Origin of the sequence: Polaromonas sp. (assembly GCF_029945685.1) — a bacterium.
In the GTDB taxonomy this organism is placed as follows: Bacteria; Pseudomonadota; Gammaproteobacteria; order Burkholderiales; family Burkholderiaceae_C; genus Polaromonas.
Map to the genome: position 1 here is coordinate 42,417 of NZ_JAQSDA010000006.1, position 21,393 is coordinate 63,809.

The 21,393-nt window shown below is 56.6% G+C and carries 19 protein-coding genes and 1 pseudogene; 3 read left to right on the top strand and 17 right to left on the bottom strand.

The genetic code is table 11. From position 1 onward, the window contains the following. Positions 1-251 precede the first annotated feature (251 nt). From PSV26_RS02680 to PSV26_RS02735, 13 genes are all read right to left on the bottom strand, one after another. Positions 252-2,831, bottom strand: coding sequence for an adenosylcobalamin-dependent ribonucleoside-diphosphate reductase (locus PSV26_RS02680; RefSeq protein WP_300567379.1), 2,580 nt, complete (start codon positions 2,829-2,831; stop codon positions 252-254). Between the two features lie 493 nt (positions 2,832-3,324). Further along, positions 3,325-3,528, bottom strand: coding sequence for a KTSC domain-containing protein (locus PSV26_RS22630; RefSeq protein ID WP_366945956.1), 204 nt, complete (start codon positions 3,526-3,528; stop codon positions 3,325-3,327). Between the two features lies 1 nt (position 3,529). Next, on the bottom strand, positions 3,530-3,841 hold the full coding sequence (locus PSV26_RS02685) for a single-stranded DNA-binding protein (RefSeq protein ID WP_300567381.1): 312 nt from the start codon (positions 3,839-3,841) through the stop codon (positions 3,530-3,532). Continuing rightward, entirely contained in the window at positions 3,838-4,764 is a 927-nt protein-coding gene (locus tag PSV26_RS02690) for a hypothetical protein (RefSeq protein ID WP_300567384.1), read from the bottom strand. The genes PSV26_RS02685 and PSV26_RS02690 overlap by 4 nt, the downstream gene beginning before the upstream one ends. After that, positions 4,761-5,801 (bottom strand): MoxR family ATPase, encoded by a 1,041-nt coding sequence (locus PSV26_RS02695; RefSeq protein WP_300567386.1) that lies wholly within the window; start codon positions 5,799-5,801, stop codon positions 4,761-4,763. Before PSV26_RS02695 ends, PSV26_RS02690 begins: the two co-directional genes overlap by 4 nt. After that, positions 5,791-6,465, bottom strand: coding sequence for a hypothetical protein (locus tag PSV26_RS02700; protein WP_300567389.1), 675 nt, complete (start codon positions 6,463-6,465; stop codon positions 5,791-5,793). Before PSV26_RS02700 ends, PSV26_RS02695 begins: the two co-directional genes overlap by 11 nt. 181 nt (positions 6,466-6,646) lie before the next feature. Beyond that, the gene (locus PSV26_RS02705) at positions 6,647-6,952 is read right to left on the bottom strand and encodes a hypothetical protein (protein ID WP_300567391.1); all 306 of its coding nucleotides are present in this window, start codon (positions 6,950-6,952) and stop codon (positions 6,647-6,649) included. A gap of 114 nt (positions 6,953-7,066) precedes the next feature. Further along, positions 7,067-7,201, bottom strand: coding sequence for a hypothetical protein (locus tag PSV26_RS02710; protein ID WP_300567394.1), 135 nt, complete (start codon positions 7,199-7,201; stop codon positions 7,067-7,069). A gap of 350 nt (positions 7,202-7,551) precedes the next feature. Further along, the gene (locus tag PSV26_RS02715) at positions 7,552-8,394 is read right to left on the bottom strand and encodes a PRTRC system ThiF family protein (RefSeq protein ID WP_300567397.1); all 843 of its coding nucleotides are present in this window, start codon (positions 8,392-8,394) and stop codon (positions 7,552-7,554) included. Beyond that, positions 8,394-8,987: a PRTRC system protein A gene (locus PSV26_RS02720; RefSeq protein WP_300567400.1), complete on the bottom strand. Its 594-nt coding sequence runs from the start codon at positions 8,985-8,987 to the stop codon at positions 8,394-8,396. Before PSV26_RS02720 ends, PSV26_RS02715 begins: the two co-directional genes overlap by 1 nt. Further along, positions 8,987-9,754 (bottom strand): PRTRC system protein B, encoded by a 768-nt coding sequence (locus PSV26_RS02725; RefSeq protein ID WP_300567403.1) that lies wholly within the window; start codon positions 9,752-9,754, stop codon positions 8,987-8,989. Before PSV26_RS02725 ends, PSV26_RS02720 begins: the two co-directional genes overlap by 1 nt. Before the next feature lie 161 nt (positions 9,755-9,915). After that, positions 9,916-10,926, bottom strand: coding sequence for a hypothetical protein (locus PSV26_RS02730; protein WP_366945963.1), 1,011 nt, complete (start codon positions 10,924-10,926; stop codon positions 9,916-9,918). A gap of 5 nt (positions 10,927-10,931) precedes the next feature. Further along, on the bottom strand, positions 10,932-11,372 hold the full coding sequence (locus PSV26_RS02735; RefSeq protein ID WP_300567406.1) for a PRTRC system protein C: 441 nt from the start codon (positions 11,370-11,372) through the stop codon (positions 10,932-10,934). Positions 11,373-11,675: 303 nt separating this feature from the next. Here PSV26_RS02735 and PSV26_RS02740 point away from each other — a divergent pair, with 303 nt between their 5' ends. Next, positions 11,676-12,461 (top strand): hypothetical protein, encoded by a 786-nt coding sequence (locus tag PSV26_RS02740; RefSeq protein ID WP_300567409.1) that lies wholly within the window; start codon positions 11,676-11,678, stop codon positions 12,459-12,461. On the opposite strand, the gene PSV26_RS02745 is transcribed toward PSV26_RS02740, so the two are convergent. The 4 genes from PSV26_RS02745 to PSV26_RS02760 form a co-directional block, all read right to left on the bottom strand. Beyond that, a complete protein-coding gene (locus PSV26_RS02745; protein WP_300567412.1) occupies positions 12,448-13,743 on the bottom strand; it encodes a RepB family plasmid replication initiator protein in 1,296 nt (431 codons plus the stop codon). The two genes, PSV26_RS02740 and PSV26_RS02745, sit on opposite strands and share 14 nt — an antisense overlap. 1,058 nt (positions 13,744-14,801) lie before the next feature. Next, positions 14,802-15,932 (bottom strand): ParB/RepB/Spo0J family partition protein, encoded by a 1,131-nt coding sequence (locus PSV26_RS02750; RefSeq protein WP_300567415.1) that lies wholly within the window; start codon positions 15,930-15,932, stop codon positions 14,802-14,804. Next, positions 15,929-16,663, bottom strand: coding sequence for a ParA family protein (locus PSV26_RS02755; protein ID WP_300567418.1), 735 nt, complete (start codon positions 16,661-16,663; stop codon positions 15,929-15,931). The genes PSV26_RS02750 and PSV26_RS02755 overlap by 4 nt, the downstream gene beginning before the upstream one ends. 725 nt (positions 16,664-17,388) lie before the next feature. Further along, the gene (locus PSV26_RS02760; RefSeq protein WP_300567420.1) at positions 17,389-19,344 is read right to left on the bottom strand and encodes a tyrosine-type recombinase/integrase; all 1,956 of its coding nucleotides are present in this window, start codon (positions 19,342-19,344) and stop codon (positions 17,389-17,391) included. A gap of 342 nt (positions 19,345-19,686) precedes the next feature. Between PSV26_RS02760 and PSV26_RS02765 the strand changes: the two genes are divergently transcribed. Both PSV26_RS02765 and PSV26_RS02770 read left to right on the top strand, forming a co-directional pair. Continuing rightward, the gene (locus tag PSV26_RS02765; protein ID WP_300567423.1) at positions 19,687-20,226 is read left to right on the top strand and encodes a hypothetical protein; all 540 of its coding nucleotides are present in this window, start codon (positions 19,687-19,689) and stop codon (positions 20,224-20,226) included. A gap of 326 nt (positions 20,227-20,552) precedes the next feature. Further along, positions 20,553-20,935, top strand: a pseudogene (locus tag PSV26_RS02770) (transposase); the annotation flags it as partial. Positions 20,936-21,393: the final 458 nt, after the last annotated feature.

Below are 21,393 nucleotides of genomic sequence, written 5' to 3' on the forward strand. Positions count from 1 at the left end.
GCGAATTTCTCATCGATCTCAAGGGGTGCTCATAAAAACTGATGACCGACTTTGGTCACTGGCTCCGTTAAAGGGGAGCTGCCTCGTTGAACGATTATGGCAGAGAATTCCCCGCAGGTACAGTGACAAATAGGTGCCGCTGGCCAGGGGCAAAAAAATCCCCAGGGGCCTTTCGGCACACGGGGGATCTAGGACTCACAGCTTGTCACTCGGCGCAAATTTGGCGATCTTTCTGACCGCCGCACCGCGATTTAGCCGCATGCCCCTATCGACTGGCATGAAGTACAGCGTTCGCAGCCGTCCGACCGTATTACGGCATAGGCTCCGCATTCACCACACTTCTTGCCCGGCGTGATCGCGTTGAACACCATTGCTGGTGCCGCGGCTTCGTCAGCGCTGGTCGCTGCAGCTACCTCTTCAACGGCCGGCGCAGCCAATTTCAGCAAATCCCGCAGAGGAACCTGGTTGCCATCAGCGTCCAGAAATCCCCTATTGAAAAGGATCTGCTGTATCGCGTAAGCGAGGGCCCCGACCTCCGAGTCGTGGAACCGTGGGACTTTGCCACCGTCCGCCTTTTCGAAGACCCCGTACCTCACCCGCCCGCGGTCCGATTTGACCTGGCGTGCGTCCTGCAGGGCTTTTCCCAGCTGGCCACTACGCGCATTCAGCGACAGCTGGCGCGCAAAGGATGAAATCCACTCCTGCGGCACGTCGCTCTGGCTGCTCGGGATAAAAATTTCCATGGGCCTTTCGACCAACACGTTCTTTCCATCCACCACGCCAGGTACCTTCGCGAAGGACACGGACAGGTACATCGACTTGGTGCCGGATTCGGTGATGTAGTGGATCCGGCTGTTCACCGCATCCAGGTCTCCGTCCGGGCGCCGTTCAAAGATCACCTTCAACGGGTCGACTTCTTTGACTTCTGCTGCCTTGGCCTCTGGCGCGGCCGCGCCGACGCTCAGAACTGCTCCCAGGGTCTTGTTGGGCCTGTACGTCGCCAGTCCCTTCAAGTTTGCTTTCCAAGCCTGCATGTACAGGTTCTTGAAATCGTCGTACGGATAGTCCTCCGGCACGTTTACCGTCTTGGAGATCGCCGTATCGATGAATGGCTGCACTGCCGCCATAACAGCCAAATGTTCCGCTGCCGTCATCTCCTGCGCCGTCACGATCGACGGCGGGATGCAATCCTTCACGAGGTAAGTTCTCCCGGCCACTTCGAAGCTCGGCTGATAGCCGCTAACAGCATCCAGCAAAGGCGCACGAAGCTCCGGGCTACACACGGTCTCGAGGAAAACCCGAAACGCATGATCCACGACGCTGTAGTTGACGTGACCGTCTCCAACGCGTTTCTTGCGCGTGTAGGCAAGCGCAAAAGGAGGCTCAATGCCATTGGAGGCATTGTCCGCAAACGCAAGGCTCACGGTACCGGTGGGCGCGATCGACAGCAAGTGGCTGTTCCGAATGCCGTGGCGATGGATCCTGCCCTTGAGCGCCTTTGGCAGCCTCGACGCGAACGTTCCCTCTTTCAGGTACTTCTCCGCATCAAACAAGGGGAATGGCCCCTTTTCAATCGCCAGGTCAACGGACGCCTCGTAGGCAGCATCGCGCATCATGATGGCAATGTGCCTGGAGAACTCGACTCCTTCCGTCGAGTTGTAGCGAATCCCGAGCATTGCGAGCATGTCGCCCAGACCAGTGAACCCCACGCCGATGCGGCGTTTGGCTTCCGACTCTTTGCGCTGCTGCTCGAGCGGCCAATGAGTGACGCTGAGCACGTTGTCCAGCAGCCTCACTTGCACCTTCACCGCAACCTTGAAGCCTTCGTCGTCGAATGCTGCCTTCGCAGTAAATGCATCGCTGACGAACTTGGGCAAGATGATCGGTCCCAGGTCACAGCAACCGTACGGAGGCAACGGCTGTTCCGCGCAAGGATTCGTAGCCTCGATGGTCTCGGCGTAGCCCAAGTTGTTATCGAGGTTCATAAGGTCCAGAAAAACAATTCCTGGTTCCGCGAAGTCGTAGCACGACTTCATCACAGCGTCCCAGATCTCGACAGCTGGAATTTCACGATAGACCCAAAGTCCATCGGACTCGCGCAAATAGGCGCCGGCACGCTGCTGTTCAGCAGATGGCTCTGCCTTGTGAACCAAGGGCCACATTTCGTTGGCTTCGACGGCGGCCATGAAGCCACCGACGATACCTACGGAAACGTTGAAGTTGTTCCAACGACCGACTTCGCGCTTTGCGGTGATGAACTCCAGAATGTCCGGGTGGCTGATCTTCATCACACCCATCTGAGCACCACGTCGCGCCCCCGCGCTCTCCACGGTTTTGCATGACGCATCGAACACGTCGATGTACGAGCATGGACCAGACGCGGAACTGGCTGTTCCCTTGACCACCGATCCGCGCGGGCGGATTCTGGAAAAGTCGTAGCCAACACCGCCACCGCGACGCATCGTCTCGGCCGCTTCACGAAGGGCCTCATAAATGCCAGGGTATCCCTCTGCGTCAACACCTTGAATCGCGTCACCTACAGGCTGCACAAAACAATTCGCCAGGGTCGCTTTTATGCCGGTACCGGCCGCAGACATGATCCGTCCAGCGCCAATGGCGCCGCGCATCATGTTCTCGAAGAACACGCGCTCAAACTTCTCGCGCAACTCCGGTTGCTCGGCCTGGGCAACACCCTTGGCCACGCGCGCGAAGATCTCTGTCTCAGTGGACTCATCGCCCTTCGCGTATTTCTCCAGCAGGACGTCAATCGACACTTGCTGTGGCGCCATGGCGGCGACCTGCAGAACTCTCATAGAAGGCTCTGACTTCATAACTATCTCCTTTGAAAAATGTGGTGGAACACTGAACTTCGCCGCAGCGAACTCAGTTGTCCCGAGGACGCTCTGGTGAAACCATTGCGTTTGGCTGAAAACATCAGCTTTGGAGTGCATGACTGCACAACACTCAGCGAGAAGCGCTCGGCGAACGTCTCTTGATGAGTGGGCTGTGTGGTTTTCGGATACGAGAGCGCAGGGGCGCTAAAGGGCAGTCTTTCGACTTGGCTACACACGTTGGTGGCAGCTGCATGAATTTTAGTCAATCTGGCAAGGCTTTGCAACCATGCCGGTTTTCGGTGAAATTCCTTTCCTCTGGACTCGTTTTAAGTCCAGAGGAAAGGGGTTACCCCCTCCCCTCCGTTACCGCGGAAAAACCGGGATGCTCCCATCGCCAGCGACGAGAGCCCAATTGATAGCCACAACATTGACGGTGCGGCTTAGTCGATCAAATTCTTCCTTGAAAAATGACTCGGTGATGGTCTGCACCTCAAAAGTGCCCTTGACCGCCCGATTGAGGTAGCTGCCGGCGGCAGCCTGCAGCTACCAAGGACCTCGCGACGCCAATTGGCACTTTGAGGTATTTATAACAAGCCTTGCTGTTGAACTTCACCAGCAGGCACCGTGCAAGGCTGTCATAAACCACCGAATGGAGGTTCGACGAGTCAACCATGGTGGAAAACGAACCGCCCATGCTATGGACGCTTCACTTGGCCGAAGCTGATGTCCTGCACCAGAATCTTGACCACCGCCAGTTGCTGCTCGCCAGACATGACGATTTCCTGCACGAGAGTCCCCTTCACGGTGACCCGTTGCGTCTTCGCGCCGCGCTCTGCAACCGACTCGGCAAGAGCGCCCTCGGCGCGGCAGCGCCACATGGAGCGGCCAGGCTCATCGCCTGACAACACACTGTGTGCGATGTTGAACTCGCACACGACACCCTTCTTGCCTTCAAGAAGAACCGGCTTTTCAGTCAGTTCCCCTTCCATGACGAGAACGTTGATCATGGCAGCACCAGAATGGTGAAGCAGTTCTTCTGCGAACGACCGCCAGTCGGGTTGCTTGTCGGAAGGCTTCCGTGACTTTGAATAGCCAACTTGTCGCCAATTCGGCACATCGATTCCACGATCCCCCGCTCGAGGTCGGTGCCCCACACACGGTGAGGCTTTCCTTCGTTCGGCTTGTCAATCAACTCGAGGTCGACGCAATACTGATCGAAGGTCCGATCGCCGATCGTTCGCGGCTCCATCCCGTATTTCACGAGGATTCCACGCACCTCTTCTTCGACGACCGGCCGCGGCCGGGGCGTTTTAGGAGCAGCGGGCGCTGCAGGTTTGACGGCCGGTACCGCCTGCTGGGCAGCTTGGGCAGGTTTCGGCGTCTCCGGGGCCTTTGGAGGGGCCACGGTTGCCACCGGGGGCATCGTCGAGACCACCTTGGGGGCGGCAGGCTTTGAAGCCGCGCTGCGCGCCGCCTGAATTCCGAATTGCGTGCCAGCGGTGCGGTTGCGCAGCCAGGACTCAAAGTCCCGGACGCTGACTTCCATCATCGTGGCCGGTGTGTCGCCTGATCCCATTTTCAGGGGAGCGAACGGGACTCGGCTCAAGCCGACAGATGTCCGCAGGAGCGGGTTCAAAAAGGTGACCTCGCGATAGACCATCCTGGTGTCCAGGTACAGCCACAGTTTGATCTGGGCCAACACGCGCCCTCGACTGTCCACGATGGGACGCGAGGTGATATCGGCCTCCCGATACGCCGAGAAGTCTGTGTACGCCTTTGACGGGCTAGCGGACCGAAGGATCAGCTTGCGCTCATTCACTTTCGTGATGTGAGCGATAACCGGGCCCACCGCAAATGCGGCGACCCGGAACAGCATTTCGAAGAATGCTGACGTGGTCGTAAGACCAATCGAAAGTGACTTTGTGGTCATGGTTGCGTGTTTTCAGGTGTGATGCCCGTAGCCAGCCGGAACGCCTCGTGGAGGGCCGACCGTACCTCGGGGCGTTGGCGGTTCGCGAGAACCGTGTCCAGCGCCATGTACAGCGGCTGCAGCGGGGCGTTGCCCTGCTGATAGGCGCGTGCGTACAAGACGGTCCATTTCGCCATCCGAGCGGAACACCGCACGGACATCGTGCACGGGAGTGCGCCCGCGTTGTCGTTTTCGCCCATGTAGGCTTTACGAACCGCGGCAGCTCCCTGCGCTACGGCAATGGCGATATTCTCGATCTCGCCGGCGTTGAGGTTGGGCGCGGCCAAAGACTTTTTGATGACGTCCACTTCCACATCCTGGTCAGGATACTTTGTGAGGACATCGACAAATCGGTCGTCGTTGGCCAGATCCTGGTTCTGCCGTCCGTTATAGCCGGCGGTCTTCGGATTGATGGTCACAAACACCCGAAACCCGGGCGCTGGGACAATCGTCTCGCCTGTCTCGGGAATGGTGTACTGACGCCCCTCGAGGAAGGCGTTCAACCCGGTCGCTTCCCCAGGGTCGAGGACGTTGTACTCGTCGACGAGCACTGACATTCCATTTCGTGCGGCCATGGTGACAGGGCCATCACGCCAATAGACGCCGTTCGGACCGGGGAAGAATCCCCCGATAACGTCACGGCTGCTCAACTGTGGGTTTGCACCCAAGGTGATGAGCGGCAAGTTGAGTGCCGCGTGGAAACTGAACACCGCCTCGGTCTTGCCGGTGCCGGTATGGCCAATCAGCTTCAGGCAGGTGTCGCCCGAGAACCAAAACAGCACCATCGTTTTGATGAGCTCCGGATCCCAAACATAGTTTTTGTCACCCCGAGGTGTCTTGATGGTGGGCGTATCCCACGGCTTGTCAAAACCTGTGATCGGGTGCCCGAAGGGGACCGGAAAGACGTCCGACGCCTTGTAGGTCATGAAGGCCGGTTGCGCGACCTGTTGTTCCGCAGCCGGAGTTTCCTCTGGAGCGATCATTGTTTCAGCACTCATTGGTGCTCCTTTTGTTGGCGCAATCGACAGCCGAGGCTATCGCGTTGCGACGGAAAGATTGGTATTCCCCTGACTTGATCTTGGCTTCGGTTTCGCGAAGGAGTGTCGTCAGGGAGGCATTCACGCCGGCACGCAGTTCATCTGGGTCGTAACCCAAAATCTTGCAGCACCAGGTGAACGGGAATGAGGTCTGCTTAACGCCGGAGATCATGTCCTTCGTAGGCGGTGGCCAGGCGTAGAGACTTCGATCTTCGAGAAACATCCATTCGAGTGTGTCGATCTTTTCATCGACCCCACCCACGTCAGCAAGGCATTCAAGTACCGTTTCAAAGAAACAGGCAACGAATTTGAAAGGGTTGACGATCAACGCTTCGATGTCCGCCGCTTTGTCATTCAAACTCGGTTCGTTGGTGACAACGAACTCGATTTCGACTTGTGCGGTTTTCTGTTCCTCGATCTCCCTGAGCAGCTTTTCACCCTTTGGGGTGAAGATTGGCCGTTTGAGAATTTCGAGGTGAAGCGGTTTGAGGTTTGTGTGGTCGAGAACATACGCGAGTCTTCGTCGCTGTTGCTCTTCGATTACGTTTAGCACCTCTTCGTCATCCGCGTGGAATGAGAATGCTTGCTGAGTGAGCGAGGCCGGCAATAGTTGCGGCTTCGTCACGGGTACTCCTACGAGTAGTAGGTCAGGCTGGACTTCAAAATCGGGTGGCGCCAGCTATGCCATCTTCCCGAATTCTTGTATCGAATACTTTTGGATGAAAACATCGTGTTCATCAAGAAATACTCATCGCGCAAAGAGGCTTGTTCAAGCGCCGAAGCGCTTGAACAATTCCAGACCATCGTCAAATGATGACGGTCTCGCCTTCTGCCACAGCAGCAAGCACCTCGCGGTAGTCTTTGCTGATGGCACGATTCTCAGAGAGGTCGCGGACGACTTCGCTGAAACCTGCTTCGCAGAGTTCTTCTGCAACCTGGGCCACTTGCCCCAAAGGGAGCTCGTGGATCCAGCGCGGCTGGGCTGCGTACATCCCTGCCACAAGGCCCGGCGTTTTGCGGGCGGCTTTCTCGATTGCCGTTGCACGAATTTTGTGCTGGGCAGTTGCTTGAAAGTGGCTGGTGAGAGCCAGTTGGTTGAAATCGATGTTCATGATGCTTCCGATCTTTGGGGGAAAAAAGGGGCACCACTCCAGAAGGGAGGATGACTCCCAGCGGGGTTGAAAAAATTGGCGAGGTAAGCCGTGAGGCCTATTCGACAGTGACGCTTACTTTGCTTGTTCCAGAGCAGCTTCAATGTTCGCGGCGCGGGAACTGTGGCTGTTAGCCGAAGAAACCGAAACGCTTTTGAAAGCCGAAACCGAAACGAACGCGATCAGGGCCAACACGATGATAGTTTTCATCAAAATACTCCTAGAGCTACCAACAATGTTGGTGAAAAACTCATCGCTTTCACGACGAGGATTAAAAGCAAACGCTGTTTAGGCATCTGCACAGGCTGTTCACGCACAGCTATCGTCACCGGCTTTCGCTGGAGAGAAAATTTAGCATTGGGTCCTATTGCAAGACACAAGGCGAATTTCACTCAGGCAGGGGAAACTGGAACGGAGGGTATCAATGGCAGAGCGCCGTTGAATCAGGGCGGGACTATTGACGAGTGGCGCCGCACACGACCGCTTTCGCGATGAAGTGGAATTTACCACGTTTCCAAGAAAAGGGGGAGGTGCATTACGCACCTCCCCCAATCTTTTTTTTAAGCTCTTGTCACTCGCTTGGAATTACGTCCCTGCGGTGCCGGCTTGTTAGCGCGCAGCCGGATATGCTTCTTCGCATCGCCATACCCGAACCGCGCCCATGCTTTCTCGCACACCGGCAGCGAGGTGCAGCGACCAGTCTCGAGATTTACGAACACCCCGTGGAAGCTGATCTTGTGGTGCCGCAGCAAGTCCCACAGCATGGCCATCCCGTGGCTTACCAGCGTCCTGTTGATGAACAGGCTCTGGCGGGCCAGGGCCTCTGCAAGGGAGCAGCTAGGCCCCTCATCGGGATCGACCACCTGCGGATCCATCACCTCGGGGAAAAGCTCCCCGACGTGGGGTAACGTACCCCCATTGGTCTTCCGGTTGCCGCCGACGACTTGGCCAAGGATGGCCTGGCCGTCTTTCGCCCTGTTTCCGAAGTCCAGGTAGTAGGACCCGCTCGGGCCCCGCTCCATGGCCCGCATGATGCTCAGCCGGGCCTTTCTGGTATCGACCGCGCCGATCACGATGTCAAAGGCCAGCGTATCTGACATGGCCACCTTGTCCGGACACGAGGTCCAGTCGGTACCCATCGTCATGTTCACTCTTTGGACGAGAACATCAGACTTGAATTGACCTAGATCCGCCGGGAAGAACCACTGGCGACCTATGTTCGACTCGCTCACTCGATCATCGTCGTAGACAGTGACGCTGAGTCCGCCGGGGTGGCCAAGCTTGACCAACGCATAGTGCATTTGCGCCAAGGCCGTAACGACCTGAGAGCCTGTTCCACCGGCCCCAACGAGAGCGACCGAGATCGTCTTCTGCAGGAGGCGTGGATTGATGACATGTTCCATCAAATCACCTCCACCAGGTTAACCGCGATGCCCAGCATTGACAGCCGACTCACAAACTGCGGCGTCGCTTCCGAAACACGCCCCAGCACGGCTGATAGGCACAGCTGGTCTGCATCGTCTGCATCGTCCTGCGGCGAGAAAAAGGCCCCAAGCTCTCCATGCGAGTGGATGTCCATCACAAGGTGAACACCATCGGGCAGCGGTGGCCTTTCAAATTTGACGTGCCCAGCCGACACCGAAATGTTGGCCAGCGGAAGGTACTGGAATTCCCTTGCCTCTGCGTCCCACACGATCCACGCCGCTGTTTCCATCGGAGTGGCCGCCCGGGCTTGCTGAACAAACCGGTCCAACATGGCTTTCGGTACTGGACCGCAGCGCAGGTTGATCCCGGGCTTCGGGCCTTCACCGTATGGTGTGGGCCGTGCAAAGAGTGCAGAGATCGGCTGGACAGCGTGCAGCCAAGGCCGCGAAACTTCCATGAGAACCCGGTTCGCCGTGAGGATGAACCGGTCTCCCGTCCCCTCCATCGGACCCAGCGCCGCGAAGCGCGGGGCAAGTACCGTAGGGAACTGGCTCTGGATGATTGCGTCCATCAGTTTTCTCCCAGGGCGCTCAAGGTCACTCCAAGCGACTTTTTCATCGGCTTGAGCGATTTAACCGGAAACGTCTTCGCTCCGGCTTCGACCAAGTCAGCGATAAACGCGTAGGGATCCTTGCCAACAATTGGGACGGAGCCGTTGTAATGGGTGAAGACGCTGCTGAAAAACAGAGCCTGCCAGGCAGGAATGTCTTTCACAGTCTTGCCGGATGGCTTGACCCCGTCTCCCCAGCAAACATCGCCGTTCTCTCCCACGTTCAGCAGTGGCGCGCGAAACAGCAATGTCTCAGTCGTTGGGCGCTGGTTTTTCTCCAACGCATACACATAGAGGCCCTGGAACGCCCCTCCAGTGGCACGGTTGCGCCGGATTGCAAACACAAGCGCCGGCGTCGGGACCTTTCCGGTCAGACCCTGAAGCCGCGATTTGCCGGGAGTGTTGTGCATGCTCACGTCGAAGCTCATGAGTTGAACACCTTCAGGCATCCACCAGGCAAGCAGTGAGTCGTTTGCAACCAGCACGTTGGCCGGAATCACCTCGAAGTCCTGCTTCAGCCCCTGGTGGGCCTGCTGGGCGAGCAACTTGAGGTTTTTGGAAGTCAGAGTGACGCCTGGCGCCAGCTTAAATCCCGAGTCGATCTTGCGAACGACATGGTGTGTTGCAAAGGTGGTCGCTTCTTCTTGACCATCGGTTCCATAGAACACGATTGCACTGCGCGGAACGTGGTTCTGCGTACTGGCAATGCCACTAATTGAATTTTGCATAGTAATAGCGCCGGTGTGCGGCGAATGAATGCCTTTCGGCGTAGTCTGAAAATCCGTCAGCTCGGACCCATAAGGTGCTTGAATTATTGCACACGAGATGCCAGTCGTTCAAGCAAAAAAAAATCCACCCGGTTTTACGCGGGTGGATCTGGGTATGGATTTCAAGTGACAAACTTGCTCATTGCTTCGTAGAGCCTCCCCACGGCAACTTGCGTCGCCAACAGGTGCTCCACGGCTCGAACATCATCCTCCACTTGCTGCGGTTCTGAATCTGCCCGCACTGCAACCTGTAGCACTGACTCGCGGCCCTCGCCGGAGTTGTAGCGATCTTCCACAACCTCGTCGAGTGCGTGCCGGAGCTGCGCGCTTTCCTCATCCCAAAGGAAAATAAAGCAAGCCTCAACACATGAGTACCGCTCTTCGTCGGAACTCTTGACGTGACCGCGCTCTATGACCTGACGGACTTCGAGTATCGCCTTGGCAAGTTCCGCTTCAAGTGGTGACCGGTGTTTGATCGAGTCGCGGAGTTTCCGCTTCGAGATTACCGGCTTCCTCCCCAGTGGCTTGTAGCCCAGCTCGCTCATGTTGGCATCCCACGCGGAAGGAAGCACACCTGGAAAGTCTGAGGGTTTGAACGAGGCTTCAGCCTCATCCTCGTCGCCGTCCCAAGAATTCAACTTGAATTCCTCCAGCACATCTGCATCCGTGTCGCAGCAGTACCAGTTCATGTATCCATACATGTCACGGATCACTTCGGGCGTCCAGATCTCCAGGCCAAGGTAGGCGACCTGATAAATCGCTTTGGCCGCGTCGTGGGCAAGCGCCTTGTCGGTGCATCGCTCCATGAATTCCTTCATGTAGATCAGCTTTGGGCAGTCCATGAACAGCTGCACCATAAGCATGTCGCCTCCAAACTCAGGCGAGTTTCCCGAACGGGAGCTGTATCCAGTCACTTCCGGGTGGATGGATAACTTGTCCTGGGGAAGGTAACTCTTGAGAGTCCCCTGCCAGCGGTCCACGATTTCCACACAGGATTTTGCAAGGTCGATATCCGATAGATCCATTGAGTCCAATATTTCCGGATGAACCCTGCAAAGCGCAGCTGCCAGCCTGGCCAGCCCAGGGTTGAGTGGAAGCTTGACGGTAAGCTGCTGCAGGTGAGGCGCTTTAATTGGCGCTACAACAGCAGAGGACAGCTGAACGAAGACAACGTCATTGCCGTGCCGCCCACCTGCGGGTGCAGAATGCGCTTCAAGTCCGCGAGCGACGGTTGGCCGCCAGGTTTGCTGCGGGACTTGCTTGCCTCGGGCGCAGCGGCTTCGAGGCAGCGGAGAAAAGACGCAACATGCGCCGGCAGCTTTGCCCGGACTTTTTGTGTCGAGCCCTTCGCGGCGGCGCCTTTTGTGCCAGTGGTGCGGTGGAAGGTATAGGTGAGTTCACCATCCTTGTTCACTGGACCTTGTACTTCGGCGTTCAACAGCTCAGGGTACATGGCCGCCCAGAAGTCCTTGACGGCAGCCGGGCTCAGTGAGGGATCAGGGTCCGTCAGCGGGTTTCCATTCGACATGAAGACCCGTTTCAATACGGTAGCAGAGACCAAAATAAACTCCTTGCGCATAGCGCTATAACACGCTCCCGCGGACCCGCACGATGGGGGACTTCACAGGAGGCGCTTGGGATAAATCCACCAGAGAGGTGGAACGAAAGTCAGCGAGCTGACCAGGCGAAATAAGGCATCGCGGGCACTACTAAACGCCTCGACTGTAGCAGACTATTTCATAGCCCTCAAGCGCGAGGCAGGCCACCCCTCCCCTATTGGCGGCTCGAGAACCGTGTGATACATTGCGGGCAGGTCATACCTCGCCAGCTGGCGCGCAGCCAGCCAATTCCTCGCTCACGCGAGTATTTTCAAAAGGACTTTATGTCACTCACTTATCACATCGATAGGAAGGCGCTTGTCTATTGCATCGCGAATGGCCGGGAAACGCGGGTGTTGGATTTCTCCACAGTTCGTGAGGAAGCAAATGCCATTGCCGGCATGCTCGGCAAGGTCGACCTGCTCATATCCCCGTCCGAGGATGGCACCATGAACGCATTGGCGAAATATCGGCGGCTGAAGCTGCTGTGCAGCCGTGAAGGGCGTCGGAGCTTGTGGTTTGATCCACGCGTCAAGCAAAGCGTACGGCACGCTCTACTGACGGCGACGGCGACCCGGCGACCCATCAGGCTGATCTACGGCGACCCGGCCAGCGGCAGGGCTTACCTGGAGCACGCCGGTGTGCACGGCTGGATTGCTGCTGGTCAAGATGATGGCGTTATGAGGCCGACTTTGAGCGAGACCCAAAATCTCGAAACGTCATGCGCAGTTCACGAACTGGACATCGTGCGGGTCATAGATACCAGTTCAACCCTCGACACTTATGTGCACCCGGAATTCCACATGCCGGACATGGAAGTAGTCGAGAGAAGCGAACGCGGCTTTGAGCTGCACGTGGATGGAAGCCCGATGCTTGTGGCTGAGCACAAGGTGACCTTAACGAAGTGGGCCCGGTTCTTTGCGGGATCGAGCCACGACAGTCCGCAGGTGGTGCCGGTGTTTCACCCGGAGTCGGCGGTGATTGAAAAATGGGCCTGGTCTTTGACGACCGGGCCCATTGTTCCCACTGCACGACCTAAACCTATGGCCTCGCCCCTCAGGGTTTGCTGAGCAAGGTTTGCGCAAACTCAAGCAAGGTATCCGGCGATGGGTCTCCCCAGATATCTCGCATCAACCACTGATAAAACGCTGTCTGTGCAGCCTTTGTAGACTTCGATTTGAGAACCAGGCTCTTCAGCTCCTGTTGCTCGTTGTAGCGATTCACCAGCGCGGTCTGGTCATCAGCATCAAGCTCCTTGAAATAGTTCTCTGCCTCCACGAGCTGCTGGGCGCGGTATAGCGCGGCGATGTCAGGCTTAGTGTTCGGTGCCAGCGCTACAGCTTTCGGCTCGACGTCAGTCACTTCTGTGTTGCTTCCCCACTTCTTCTGCAATGCCATCCGAAAATACGCCGCGGCGTTCTCGAGCTTGTCGACCTTCTTATTGTTTTTTCGCTCGTTGGTGTAGTTGATCGCACCGCGAACATCCGCCGCGGAATACTCCTTTACGAGCTTCCTCGCTTCGGAGCTCAGTACGCCAAGCTTGATCATTTGCCCAACCAGGGCAAGTTCGTTTTCATCGAGTGGGTTAACCACGGTAGATGTTCTACCTGGTGTAACCTTGAAGAAGACCCCTTCAACCGTCTTGCCGACTTTAGTTTCCCGGAGCTCCACGCTAATCGCTCCCTCGGCGTTAACTTCCGCGATAGACGGGTTGAGGACCTTTGCCTTGAATACCTTGTATTGCTCGTACGTTTTGCGGCCTGCGGATTTGCCCAAAATCATGTCGCGGAATATTGGCCAGGGCACAATCGCGGTGGTACCCAACTTTTGGAATCGAACACAGTGTTCATAAATTCCGATTGAGCCTACTCGGCGATACTTCCTTACCACCGCCTCATCAACGAGCGCGTAGATCTCTGGGTTAACCACATGCGGTTTAACTTCTGCGCTGATGCGGAAGCGAATGGTGGAACTGGTTATCTCGACGTCAGGAAACGGTACCGAAGACTTCCACTTTGATCGCTTCGCTTCCGGTGTGATTACGTCCCAGGCGAAGATCACTCGCTGCAGTGCAGTCGCTGATTCTTTAAGGAATTTTCGGTTTTTCGAGTTGAAGTCGATCGCAACCATCATCTCGTCGATCCGCACCGTCCAGAATCCATCTGCGTCCGGTTCGGATGAGTTGGCTTTTTTCAGCCAGTGGTTGAACATCTTCTTCTGCGTTGCTGTCAGTTCCACCTGAGGCATCGCATGAACGATCTGAACGGGTTTTCTAAAGGGGTCTGGTACTTCCTTGCCTGGTGGGACAAAGAGAGCGATTTGCTTCTGCGGAGAAGTTGACACCTTGGTCATGCAGGGTACCGGTTCGGAGGAGTTGCTCGGATGGTACCTATGGAACCTTTTTAGCGCAATCCTTTTTTTCTCCCCTCTTCGATTTCAAAATGGTCGGACGCCAGCTGTTGTGTATTCTTTTAAGAGAACACTTTAAAACCTTTAATACATTTAGGAGGCCTGAAACGTAGTATCCATGCGGGTTCCAAGAGGGTGTGGTACCCGGCACTGGGTGAATGGGGACCCGAAGATGGGGCGGAAGGTAGACGCCAATGGGGACTTGGTAACCGGCATTGGGTTTGAAGGTATGTGGATATGGGCTTGAAGGTACCCGTTGATGGGGTTTAAGTTAGGTACCGATTAGTGGGTGATTGTGAAGGTACCTGAAGGTGGGCGGGAAATTGGTATACGTTTGTGGGGTAGACGTGAAGGCTCACGACATTTGATGGTGCATCTTGCGTTGAAGATCTGCAGCATGAAGTGGTGTCTCACCCTCAAAGGTATACATTTTTGGGGCACCAGCGGTGGTACCCATTTGTGGGGTTGAGTGTAGGTACCCAAGAGTGGGTTTTCATCTGTTGCCCGGTACGCGACCCCGTCGCGACGGATTGATGGATTGCTCTCGGTCGCAGTCATCTTTCAGGTACCGTCTTTTGGGTATTTTGGTAGGTATCCGTTTATGGGGGCAGTTCAGGCGGGATTGCAGCTTGTGGCAGGGCGCCTTTGGTTGGCAAACTTGTCTCTCACATCTCCGGCAGCCAGTAGGTATCCACAAATGGGGCGGCGTGAAGGTATCCGTTTATGGGATAGCCAGAGGTACCCGTCTATGGGGCGCTATGGCTCGAAACGCTGCGTAGGCCCATGTCAGGTGGGCGAATTTGGCAGTTAGGTACCCGAACATGGGGCAAAAATAGGCTTGTTTGCGCCCTTGGAAAGATGAAACCCCATGGCCGGGTACCTAATAGTAGAAAAACGCTTATTTTCAGCTTGGCAAATCCGGCAAATGCGCAATTTTGGGGCGTGAAATAGGGATTGCAGGGAGAGTGACTGCTCACAGCCTTTGCTCTCCCCGTAATTCTCTAAGACGCGGGCCCCAACTCGTATTGGCCCGAGCAGGCCTTTTCAATCAGGCTTTTGAGTTCCTCACACGCAGCCGGCGTGAGACCTTTCATGCTCAAGTCGAGCTGGCCCCTGGAGGGGAAAACTTTGATGACCCCTTTCGCACCGGAGTAGCTAATGTTGCTCGACTCGGCCCGTTGCCGTGTCTTTGGACCTTCGAGCTTGGACTTTATGAGCGATTGGACCTGCGTTTTGCTCAGATCCTTCGTCTGGATCTCGTCAATGATCTCGCTGGCCAAGAGTTCATATTCGACTTCCTTCTCGGCGAAGTCTGGTTGCACAAAAATGCCACTGATCTCGTAGGCAATGGTGAAGGCGCTGGTTTGCTCGTGGTCGGCCATCTTCCTCATCAGCCGCTCCGGGATCTTGCCGATGCGGAAAAGCATGTTCACCTGAGACTTGGTCATTGGTGAGCCGTCGCGCTGCGTCAGATCCTTGCCGGCCTCTTCTTGCGTGGCGTACACGCCGTCATTGATGAGACAAGTGATACGGTAAGCGGTGTCGAGAGCTGTGTGGTCGCTTCGTTCGTCGTTGAGCCTGGCTGACTCTTTGTAGAGCTCTCGACGGTTCGCAGGTTCTGCCACGATCCGCACGAGCAGCACAGGCCGGCCCCCGCTTCGCGCGGCGCGCAGCCGCGTTCCGCCGTTGATGAGAATGACGCGGCCGTTTTTGACGAAACCGTTTGCGGGGTCGTCCTGGTCGTTTTTCTGCAGCGACTCTGAGATCCGGTCGACGTCTGCGGCACGGTAAAAGTGGCGTGCGCCGTCTGGATTGGGGTCGACAAGACCGAGAGGAATTGAATAGACCATTCCGACCTGACAGGTCGACGGATCGAACACCGTGCCGGGGGGCGCGGAAAGGCTTCTAGGTGCGCTTGCGCCTTCGCCCGGGACCGCTGCGACATCGCGCTGCGAAGGCCGCGCAAGCCCGTGTGGCAGCTCGCTGGTGATACCGCGCGCCACTGCGAATCGGTTCTCAGCTTTTTCGGCTGAATGTGCCGCCATCTCGGACATGGCGGAATCCAAATTCAAGGAAACCTTTGGAACGCTGGGCCGTTTTGCTGCCGGCGTTTGGCTTTTCGATTTGCTCATGACTGTCCTTCCGTTGCGGCGGCCGTGTCGGGCAAGCCAAGGATGTTCAAGATTGCGTCGACCATTTCTTCGATCTCTCGGACCGAATCCTCACTCCCACGGAGCGAATGGGCTGTGGCGCCGATGAGCATGGAGCGCGTGTAGGCTTTCCTGTCGCCGAGCGACACGACTTCTCTGTTCTTGCGATCGCCGCGCTGCGTCAGCACTGGGAATGCCGTATCAGCTAATAGGTCGCCGACGGCCTTTCGATCGTCTGTCATGTGCATGCGTGCGGCTACCGGCACCACCCTAGCGGGAATCTTTCGGCCGCTCATTTCAATTGCCTTTTTCACCAGCAGCTTGGCCGCATGAAGTGCAGCGATGTCCGGGGGATTCAATTTCGTCGGGATGATGACGAGATCACTCACCAGGAGCGCCTGCCACGTTGCAGGCTGCTCGACTGATGGGGCGCAGTCGAGGACGATGATTTCGTGTTTTGTGGATTGAGTTTCGAGCTGCGCATTGAGGTTTTCGCCATAGCGGTGACCGGTCCAACTCGTTGCTTTGAAATTCACTCCGCCGCGTTGCGCCAGCCACTTGGCACTAGATTCCTGCGGGTCGAGGTCAGCGACAAGCACGTCGTAGCCGCGGATTCCCAACGTCCCGGCGAGTTGGCATGTCGTAGTCGTTTTACCGCTGCCGCCCTTTTCGTTGAATACGGTGATTATTTTTGCTTGCGGGTTATTTGACACTGTCGAATCCTTCTTAATATCGAATTAAAATGATAATCCGGCTTGTGAGAACTTAGCCCACGACTGCTGGATTGTAGGCGCGAGTATCAGATATGTCGAGCAATCACTTGCCACTATTTGTGATCTGAGTGTTTATATTGCCAAAGTCACTCTAATGTTCAAGATAACGACGCCCAAATCTCAGGCGCTGAAAGGTCTACCTGAAAGTTCAACCAGTTGAACTTCGGCCTGCTCGGTTGGTTCAAGACCCAATACGGATCTTGACTATCTGACTCGCGTGGCTGCTGACGCTGCACTCTCCAGTTCAACCGGTTGAACCGCAAAGGCAAATGGGAAGTGGTCGACCCCATCAAACAGAGCGGTAGGAAGTTCAACCGGTTGAACCTGTCGCGCCACTCGAACACTGACGGCAGCTGGATCTGTGCGCAAGTGCCGGCAAAGCAGTTGCGTGATCCGATCGCGCCGCCGCATCGGAGCGAGCAAGCGTAGGTGGCATGTGATTTTTTCTGCCAATCCATTTGACTGCTAACCTCCCCGCTGTAGTCCGGAGTTCAACCGGTTGAACCCTTTTGGAGTGGGGCAACCAGGCTAGGGGAGTGCGGCAAATTGAAGGCTCGCGGTGCAAGGTTCAACCGGTTGAACTCCCTGTTGACGCGCGGGGTTCCATCGAATGGCTGCATGAGCTGCGGCGGCTTGTTCCGTGTGTCCGGCAGTCGGTGAGAGCTTCAGTCGCGTGGTGAGGCTGCAGCACCGCCAAATGCCTTTGCAATCTCGTCGGCCAAGCGTTCCTCTGGAGCCGTTCCATAGGTGTCGTGCGTCGTCTTTATGCTCGCGTGGCCCATCTGGCCTTGGATGACGTCAGAGGGTACGCCTCTGGCCATTGAGTGATTGCCGAAGGTGTGACGGAGCCAATGGGTGGAGGCTCCCGCCAGCAGTTGAGCCTGTCGCGCGTTGACGCCGGGCGAATCGAGTGATGCTTTGAACCAGCTTTTGACATGCGCATAAAGGGTGGGGTAGGCAATCGGGCGCATTGAATCTCGATTGCTCGCAACCAGCGGAGTTTCCCCGTCGGCATCCTCTGCTCGAGGAAGTGTTCGGTATGCCAGATATTCCTGAAGGGCGTCCATTCCCTGCTTTGCGATAGATACGTCCCGAGCTTTCGACCCCTTACCAACGACAGCTAAGAACCACCTGTTTTCTCGATAAGAAAGGTCTTTAACCTTCGCCGCGATTAGTTCGGACGAGCGTAGCCCAACCGACTCCAGGAAAAGAAAAATAAAGCGGATCCTCGCACGGTCCATGGACGGTGGCCGGCTCTCAATAAAATCCAGAAGCACTTTGAACAAGTCCTCGCCTACCGCTTTGGACGTGGCCCGTTTAGTTGCTCGCTTGGTAACGACGTTTTTGTTGATGATTGCCCAAGGATTACGTGGGAGGTACGCGGCGGCCGCTAGCCAGGTGTACATAGCTGCGACGATAACGATCGATTGTTGGCGGCTTGACGCATCTAGCTGGCCGCGGAAGGGCCTCCATGCCGCCTCTCCGGGCTTCGCCCGAGAGGTAGATGCACTAATGTAATCCGAAGGAATTTGCCCGAGGAAATCAATGTAAGCGTTGCAGTCGATCACTTTGATATCAGCCAGGCAATCCAGCCCGCGTTCAAAGTACAACCACAGCAAAAACCGCCGCGCCTCGCGCAGGTAAGTTTTCGCGGTCTCGGTCGACCCCACGACCACTTTGACCCATTCGTAGATCGCGCCAACATCATCGGTGGCATCAAGAAACGAATCCGGCGGCACCGAGTAGGCCCGATAAGAAGGCGTTTCCAGGAAACAACGCGTAAGTGGGTCCGGAAAGGCGAGGGGTCGAGGCCGTGGTTGTCTGACGCCTCCGGCGGCCGTAAGCGCCACAGGGCGTTCCTCAACCGCAGTGCTTGTTCCAAGGACTGCCGGCACTGCAAACGCAGGCGCACCCGGGAGGAGGGGAGGGCGTGTCATAACCGCGCCCGGGAGATGAGTGGCGGGGGGCGCGGGTTCTCCGTACCGTTTTGGGAGCAAGGGGATCAGTGCGCCAAGGTGATGCTCAATCCGTTCGGCCTTGACCGATCCAATAGCCTTTGCGGCCGCGTGCCACTGCGGGTCGCTTGCAATCCTCGCGTTGAGGTCGGCGAGCGTGCCAAGGCCGATCGCAGCAAGGCGGTCGGCCGTGTCCTGGTCATACCAGCCTGCCAGCGCATCGGTGGCCTGAGGAGGCACCACAACGAGTTTCTCGATCCGTGACAGGGTGGCAAGAAGATTTTCACGGAGTCGCAGCCGGCGGGCTGGCTTTCGACCGGTGGGATAACGTTCCTGGTAGGCCTCCAACAGTTCAGCTTCGCTGAAATCAGATGCCCACGGCGTCGTTTCGGCGAACTCGGCGAGAGTCGGCTGCGAGGTCTGTTCGCTCACTGGGATGGCCAGGCCGACGAGGCGCCAGGAAGTTTCGCGGTGCCGGCGCGCCACTGCGCGAACCGCGTCGACGGTTTCTCGGTGCGCCGTCACAGCCTGGTTGCCATGGTAGATGGCCAGGTACCGAAGCGCGGACTCTGTGACCGGCAAGCCCTCTGCAACGGCACGAAGGTGTGCGAAGTGGTGTTTGCCTAGGCGGTGGACAAAAACCGGCTCTGTCGCGGTTGCGGTCATTGGGGTAAGTTCAGAGTTAAGTGAAGAAACAGGACGCCAGCGACGAAAATTCTTTTTAAATCAATGAGTTAGGTGCAGTCACACACAGGTACGTGGAAACGACAGCAGTTTCTGATGTATAGATTATAGACTTAATCTCTCGTTCGATCACCACTCCCAACGGAGGAGGGGCGTGGCAGTACTTTGCGGCGCCCAAGATCTCCAGCGTTATCTCGGTACCCTCGGTCGCGAAGCTCCTGCCGCCCCTCATCAAGTGTCTGTAAATGTCCGAAGAACAACGAGTGAACGAAATCAGGCGTGCATCAACGCTAAGCCACAATACAGGCAACAGTAGGGTTTCCAGTGAGCGATTTCGCCAATAAAACATTCGAAGGTCAGGTTTACACCTTCCCCCACCTCGCACAGATGACGCTCTCCGTTGACCTCGTTGTCCAGCTGCAGCCGATCAGCATCCCGGTCCGAGTCACATTCGGGTGCCACTGCTTTACGGAGGATTTCGATCCAATTAAGCACGGTGGCCACCACCGGTACACGCATCTCGGCGAAGAGCGGGCTTTCGACGTGGAGCGCTATCAATGCTCCCTCCAGTTACCGCAGGTCATGAATTCCATGTTGAGCGGGACAATCTACCGTGCCGACAGGAGCTACACCTATGTTGCACAGATCGTTCTGCCGCCTGGCACTGGCCTGGCGCCGTATTCGATCTTTTTTAGCTTGGAGAAGACCCGTAAGTCGGCTGTCCCGGCTGTTGAAATGTTCATCAAGAGTGCATATCTGAGCCCTCTTAAGCACAGTCCGAACGCGCAGAGTTGGCGTTTCAAGGCGCTGGTTGGAGAAAAGGCGGATGTATTTCCCGCCAAATCGCCCAAAGGGCGCCGTTAGTCCGGGTCGGTACCCCATTTGACGGTACCGTGAACTGCTGGTACCATAGATGTACAAAGACAGTTCGAGAGCGAGTGCGTATACGAACTAGCTGCCTGGAGTAATCTAGGTCCTGCACACCAGCAGGGGTAACAGAGCCTCGCAGCGATATCCCGAAATGGATATCAAGGAAAGGACCTTCGGGTCCTTTTTCTTTGCCTGAACACTTTGCGAACTTAATCATCCGGCGGACCTTGAGGGTGAGTATTTCCGTCTAGTGTTGAGTTCCGTCGAAATCTGACCCACCGGGGATGCGGACAAAAACTTGGACTACCAGGAGGTAGTTCATGTATTCATACGAAGACAGAATTCGAGCGGTCGAGCTCTACATCAAGCTCGGCAAACGCGTGAGACCAACCATCCGTCAGCTGGGTTACCCAACCAAAATGTCTTGAAGGGCTGGTACCGGGAATATGAGCAACGGCTCGATTTACCGGTGGGCTATGCGGGCCGGGAGCCCAAGTACTCCCAGGCGCAGAAGGAGGCAGCTGTTGAGCACTACCTCACTCACGATCGATGCATTGCCGCCACCATGAGGGCGCTGGGCTACCCCGGTCGTGAGACATTGACCGCCTGGGTCCGCGAGGCGCTTCCAGAGAGTAGGAAAGCCATGGTTGGCAGCGTTGGACGCCCAAGGTATCCCGAGTCGATGAAGCAGGCCGGTGTCATCGGGCACCCCCCTCGGGTCAGACTTCAGCGGAATTCAACACTGACAGGCTACAACTCAAAGCAGGTCAGTCAAGTATTGGACCGGATGCCAGAACTGCACTCTCGTGAACGTGAATTTTCCCCCGCTGTTCAAAGCTGCCTGCTGAGGGCCGAGGAGGACACTAAGGCCAGAGCCACAGCCATTAAGGGGGTGGCGGGCTCGACTTTTGCCTTGGCTCTTTTATTGGGACAAAAAGGGGTCGACCTAAAAGACGGCAATATCTTGGCCTACGCCCTGATGCCGCTAGTTGCCGCACTAACCGTTGCCGGATTCATTGCCGTTCATGCGCGCGGAACAGTTGCCGTTTATGGGCTGGCGCATGCCGTCATCTATAAGCTTGAAGCGCAAGCCCTTTCTCGTCAGCAAAGCCAGGCGTTGCGGAAACGCCGTAGAACAGGCGCGCCTGAAGCTAATCGCGC